1 protein-coding gene is annotated in these 669 nt (G+C 45.3%); it reads left to right on the top strand.

Features of this window, described 5'->3' with window-relative positions; translation table 11 throughout:
• Positions 1-435 (top strand): acyl-CoA desaturase (locus A3750_RS06220; protein ID WP_197474941.1); only part of this gene is annotated, 435 nt, incomplete at its 5' end.
• Between the last annotated feature and the right edge of the window lie 234 nt (positions 436-669).

Consider the following 669-nt stretch of genomic DNA (forward strand, 5'->3'; position numbering starts at 1 on the left):
CCTTTGTTGTTTTGGCCTGTCGCTCTACCCGTTTTAGTATGCAGTATTCTGGCGAATATAATTCGAAACTTGTGGACATCGAGCATCATTTTCTGCGGACACTTCACGGAAGATGCGCAGGTATTCTACGAGTCGGATTTAGAGAACGAGGAGCGAGCAGACTGGTATTACCGACAAATACTTGGCTCATCAAATATTCAAGGCTCCAAAGCTTTCCACATACTAAGCGGCCACCTGAGCTGCCAAATTGAGCACCATTTATTCCCGGACATTCCGGCGCCTCACTATCGAGAACTAGCACCAAAAGTTGAGGCCCTTTGCCATGAATACGAGATACCCTACAATACAGGAAGCTTCTGGCATCAGTACATAACTGTTGTAAGTAGAATACTGAAATACTCGTTTCCAGAACCAAGACAGCAAGCAAAAGCGTAAAGTTTCTCAGCAAGCACCATCAATACATAAGACATAAGGCAGAACTTTATTACAACGGCATTCGCTACCAATTCAAATCAAGCAAACGGCCTCGCTGAGGCCTTTAGTCTTTATGAAGTCCTCAGCTCTAGTGAGGGTCCTATAAGGCTTGCCGTGTTCGCCTTCACCTTGATGGTAATGATAATACTTGAACACGCTCTGCCAGCACGAAGGTATTCAGGCAACGCACTCAAA

The sequence above is a fragment of the Oleiphilus sp. HI0079 genome (genome assembly GCF_001635105.1).